General features: G+C 39.2%; 2 protein-coding genes, 11 tRNA genes and 1 rRNA gene. 1 reads left to right on the top strand and 13 read right to left on the bottom strand.

What is annotated here, in order from left to right; all coding sequences use genetic code 11:
• The 13 genes from GMD78_RS21170 to GMD78_RS21110 all read right to left on the bottom strand — a co-directional run.
• Positions 1-126: ribosomal RNA gene (locus GMD78_RS21170) — 16S ribosomal RNA — on the bottom strand; the annotation flags it as partial.
• A gap of 226 nt (positions 127-352) precedes the next feature.
• Positions 353-426: transfer RNA gene (locus GMD78_RS21165), tRNA-Ile, on the bottom strand.
• 10 nt (positions 427-436) lie between these two features.
• Positions 437-510: transfer RNA gene (locus tag GMD78_RS21160), tRNA-Gly, on the bottom strand.
• A 31-nt stretch (positions 511-541) separates the two neighbouring features.
• A tRNA-Pro gene (locus GMD78_RS21155) sits at positions 542-618 on the bottom strand.
• A gap of 5 nt (positions 619-623) precedes the next feature.
• A tRNA-Arg gene (locus tag GMD78_RS21150) sits at positions 624-700 on the bottom strand.
• 74 nt (positions 701-774) lie between these two features.
• A tRNA-Leu gene (locus GMD78_RS21145) sits at positions 775-858 on the bottom strand.
• A gap of 44 nt (positions 859-902) precedes the next feature.
• Positions 903-978 (bottom strand) — tRNA-Lys (locus GMD78_RS21140).
• 231 nt (positions 979-1,209) lie between these two features.
• Positions 1,210-1,284, bottom strand: a tRNA-Gln gene (locus tag GMD78_RS21135).
• A gap of 11 nt (positions 1,285-1,295) precedes the next feature.
• A tRNA-Asp gene (locus GMD78_RS21130) sits at positions 1,296-1,372 on the bottom strand.
• Between the two features lie 22 nt (positions 1,373-1,394).
• A tRNA-Glu gene (locus tag GMD78_RS21125) sits at positions 1,395-1,466 on the bottom strand.
• A 9-nt stretch (positions 1,467-1,475) separates the two neighbouring features.
• Positions 1,476-1,566, bottom strand: a tRNA-Ser gene (locus GMD78_RS21120).
• Between the two features lie 3 nt (positions 1,567-1,569).
• Positions 1,570-1,644 (bottom strand) — tRNA-Asn (locus GMD78_RS21115).
• 203 nt (positions 1,645-1,847) lie between these two features.
• Complete coding sequence (locus GMD78_RS21110; protein ID WP_155671980.1) at positions 1,848-2,309, bottom strand: SprT family protein; 462 nt, start codon at positions 2,307-2,309, stop codon at positions 1,848-1,850.
• Between the two features lie 233 nt (positions 2,310-2,542).
• Between GMD78_RS21110 and GMD78_RS21105 the strand changes: the two genes are divergently transcribed.
• A complete protein-coding gene (locus GMD78_RS21105; protein ID WP_155671978.1) occupies positions 2,543-4,021 on the top strand; it encodes a catalase in 1,479 nt (492 codons plus the stop codon).
• Positions 4,022-4,188: the final 167 nt, after the last annotated feature.

The following is a 4,188-nucleotide window of genomic DNA, read 5'->3' as shown; positions in this document are numbered from 1 at the left end:
ACCCGTCCGCCGCTCGTTCCACAAGTTCACGCCCCGAAGGGCGATCACTTGCTTCCCGCGCTCGACTTGCATGTATTAGGCACGCCGCCAGCGTTCGTCCTGAGCCAAGATCAAACTCTCCAAAAAAGTTTGTATGTGATTAACACCAATCAATCACATGAAAGTTCTTAGCTACCAGAAACACTAGCTTCTAGATTTAATCTTTAAAGAAAAACGGGATGTTTTTCTTGACATACTAGTTGTTTTGTTCAGTTTTCAAAGAGCAAAATATCTTTGTTACTCTATAGCAACTTTTTAATCATATCAGAATAAACATCTAATGTCAACGTTTATTTCACACATTTACGTGTGATGGGCCTGAGTGGACTCGAACCACCGACCTCACGCTTATCAGGCGTGCGCTCTAACCAGCTGAGCTACAGGCCCATTTAATAAATGGAGCGGGTGAAGGGAATTGAACCCTCGACATCAGCTTGGAAGGCTGAGGTTTTACCACTAAACTACACCCGCATATTAAAATAAAATATATAGAAAGTTTCGCTGGTCGGGAAGACAGGATTTGAACCTGCGACCCCATGGTCCCAAACCATGTGCTCTACCAAGCTGAGCTACTTCCCGTTATATGGCGCGCCCGAGAGGAGTCGAACCCCTAACCTTTTGATCCGTAGTCAAACGCTCTATCCAATTGAGCTACGGGCGCTTCAAAAGCGACATCCTTTAATATAACACACCTAAAGTCCGAAGTCAACAAACTCTTGCGTTTCGCCAAGCAAGTGCGGTCGAGAGGACTTGAACCTCCACGGGATTAACTCCCACTAGGCCCTCAACCTAGCGCGTCTGCCATTCCGCCACGACCGCATAGATATAATCATCATATTAAATATTCGCATTGTTTGTTAATATGGTGAGCCATGAAGGATTCGAACCTTCGACCCTCTGATTAAAAGTCAGATGCTCTACCAACTGAGCTAATGGCTCATATTATAATGAGTTCTTTCTATGTTAGCTTTTTGTTCACAATGACCCCTACATCTACAAGTTTATCCAAAGATGCTTAGTGCTTCGGGGTTACTCTGCGCTTATTCGGTAGAAGTCTTGCTCGTTGCTCTACCAACTGAGCTAATGGCTCATATTATAATGAGTTCTTTCTATGATTAGTATTGACCATGGCGATCTTCTGTCATTGTGATGTTTCTCACAAATAAAAAATGGCTGGGCTACCAGGATTCGAACCTGGGAATCACGGGATCAAAACCCGTTGCCTTACCGCTTGGCTATAGCCCAACATTAATGAGTGGCGGTCCGGACGGGACTCGAACCCGCGACCTCCTGCGTGACAGGCAGGCATTCTAACCAACTGAACTACCGGACCTAACTATTTGTTTTTTGAAAGATGACCCGTACGGGATTCGAACCCGTGTTACCGCCGTGAAAGGGCGGTGTCTTAACCGCTTGACCAACGGGCCATTAAATAATGGCGGAGAAGGAGGGATTTGAACCCTCGCGCCGCTTACGCGACCTACACCCTTAGCAGGGGCGCCTCTTCAGCCACTTGAGTACTTCTCCATATGGCTCCACAGGTAGGATTCGAACCTACGACCGATCGGTTAACAGCCGATTGCTCTACCACTGAGCTACTGTGGAATATTCATTCGTCATTTAACTGCGACGAAAAATATCATATAATATTTAATAGTGAATGTCAACAACTTTTTAAAAGTTTTTTTGATGTCTTTCAAGAAGTGATTTGTAAGACTTTATATAATTTAACATGTCCCAACTAATTCGTCAATCACTTTTTGTATCAGAAAATATAAACTTTTATTTTATTCCGAGAAACGCATAGATTAAGCTTTTTTAACTAACTTTAGCTTCCCTCGACACTTACCACAACGATATCTATTAACATCTATTCTACGTATTCTTTCATATATATGATTGCATTTTTCGCAAATATACCTATGTTTAATCTTCCTATTATATGAAGGCAAAGGATTACAATGCCTTGGCGAACCTGTTTCTTTCAACAACCTTTTAAAGTCGGCGTCTCCGTGTTTATATCCTTTTCCTTCTATATGTAAATGGTAATGGCATAATTCGTGCTTAATAATACCAATAAACTCTTCTCGATCCATTTCCATTAAATACTTAGGGTTCAATTCTATTACTCTTTTACCGGGAATATATCTACCACCGGTTGTTCGTAAACGATTATTAACATAAACATCATCTACAAAAGGTTTATTAAAGTAGGTAATTGATAAATCATTAACTAACTTAAAAAGTTCTTCCTTATTTAAAATACTCATTATATTTACTTCCTCATATCATTTATAGTTCTATATTATCAATAATAATACATAAATACCATAGTAATTCTATAAATGTATCTATTGGTATAGTGTGTCCAATACCTTATTTCAAAATGATTTTTTATAAGTTAATTAAAATTATTATAATTAAATATTGATTTTTAATATATTTATATTATAATTAGTTATAGAACATTCATTTTACTAATAAGGGAGAGGTGTTTTAAAAAATGAGTGATAAAAAGAAAAAATTAACGACTGCTGCTGGAGCTCCAGTCACAGACTATCAAAACTCTTTAACTGCTGGTCCAAGAGGCCCAATGCTACTTCAAGATGTTTGGTTCTTAGAGAAACTAGCTCACTTTGACAGAGAAGTTATTCCAGAGCGTCGTATGCACGCAAAAGGTTCTGGTGCTTATGGTACATTTACCGTAACACATGACATTACAAAATATACAAAAGCAAAAATCTTTTCCGAAATCGGAAAGAAAACAGATATGTTTATCCGTTTTTCTACTGTAGCAGGTGAGCGCGGTGCTGCCGATGCAGAGCGTGACATCCGTGGATTTGCTGTTAGATTTTATACCGATGAAGGTAACTGGGATATTGTAGGTAATAACACACCTGTATTCTTCTTTAGAGATCCATTAATTTTCCCAGATTTAAACCATGCCGTTAAGCGTGATCCACGTACAAATATGAGAAGCGCTAATAATAACTGGGATTTCTGGACTTCATTACCTGAGGCACTCCACCAAGTAACTATTGTTATGAGTGAACGCGGAATTCCAAAATCTTATCGTCATATGCATGGGTTTGGAAGCCATACGTTCAGTATGATTAACGAAGATAACGAACGTGTATGGGTTAAATTCCACTTCCGTTCAGAACAAGGAATCGAAAACTTAACCGATCAAGAAGCTGAAGAAGTAGTTGGTAAGGACCGCGAGAGCCATCAAAAAGATCTTTACGAAAATATTGAAAATGGGAACTTCCCGAAATGGAAAATGTACATTCAAGTAATGACAGAAGAAGAAGCGAATAATATGCCGTACAATCCATTTGATTTGACTAAAGTATGGTACAAAAAGGACTTCCCTCTTATTCCTGTTGGTGAGTTCGAATTAAACCGTAATCCTGAAAATTACTTTGCTGAAGTAGAACAAGCAGCATTTACTCCTGCTAACGTTGTACCTGGAATTAGCTTTTCTCCAGATAAAATGTTACAAGGACGCTTATTCTCTTACGGCGATGCTCAACGCTATCGTTTAGGTGTTAACCATCACCAAATTCCGGTTAACCAACCGAAATGCCCAGTACATAGCTTCCACCGTGATGGAGCAATGCGGGTAGATGGTAACCATGGTAGCAAACTGCACTATGGACCAAACTCATATGGTGAATGGCAAGATCAACCAGAATATAAAGAACCTAGCTTAGCAATCCACGGGGACGCTGATCGCTGGGACTTTAGAGAAGATGATGATAATTACTTTGAACAACCTGGACGTTTATTCAACCTAATGAGCGAAGAGCAAAAACAAACATTATTTGAAAACACTGCTCGTAATATGGAAGGTGTAGAAAAACACATTAAACTTCGTCATATCAATCATTGTTACCAAGCCGATCCTGCGTACGGTGAAGGTGTAGCAAAAGCACTTGGAATTGCTATGAGTGAAGTTGAAGCAGCAAGTGAAAAAGAATAATTTTCAAACAAAAAAACAGAACTTGCGTATAAGCAAGTTCTCAGCTTGTAGAGAAAGTAGGTGTTTTTTCTCTACAAGCTTTTTTAATTCTGTCATAACTGTTTTATTAAGTAAGAAATTTTTATTGAAAATAAACTCCCACACAACTAGCCTAGCTTTGCTAGGTG

The sequence above is a fragment of the Ornithinibacillus caprae genome, from assembly GCF_009728145.1.
GTDB classification, from domain to species: Bacteria; Bacillota; Bacilli; order Bacillales; family Amphibacillaceae; genus Ornithinibacillus; species Ornithinibacillus caprae.
Note: the sequence above shows the minus strand (reverse complement) of the source record. Positions and strands in the feature narration are given on the sequence as shown.